A 362-nucleotide genomic window follows, 5' to 3' on the forward strand; every position below is an offset into this window, starting at 1 on the left:
GGCTGTGCGCGTCGTCATCGTCTGCGCTTGCAACTGGCTGATGCGCCGGCAGCTGCAAAGCGGCGTGCAACGGCGCGGCTTGCTGCGCGCGGCGTTCCGCTTCGCGCTTCGCCACCCACCGCGCGACGACGAGTTCCTCGAGCAGCGCTTGCAGCGCGTATTCGCGCTCCAGCCGGCCCGCCGGCGTGAGCAGCGCGCGCTGGCGCAGATAGTTGGCGGGATCGGTCGTGTAGAGCAGTTCCGGCGCCGCGTCCACGTAGTACATTGCGTACGCCGTGGACGCGGCCTCCGTGCGGTGTGGCCGGTTCATAGTGCCGGCCTCGATGCCGCTGCCGTTGTCCGCCGATGCGGAACGGCTCCCC

General features: G+C 70.4%; 1 protein-coding gene. It reads right to left on the reverse strand.

Going from position 1 to position 362, the window contains the following annotated elements; genetic code table 11:
• On the reverse strand, positions 1 to 310 hold a 310-nt coding region (locus tag SB753_RS35370; protein WP_410804724.1), incomplete at its 3' end, for a hypothetical protein.
• Positions 311 to 362 lie beyond the last annotated feature (52 nt).

Source organism: Paraburkholderia sp. SIMBA_053, assembly GCF_046534895.1.
GTDB classification, from domain to species: domain Bacteria; phylum Pseudomonadota; class Gammaproteobacteria; order Burkholderiales; family Burkholderiaceae; genus Paraburkholderia; species Paraburkholderia caledonica.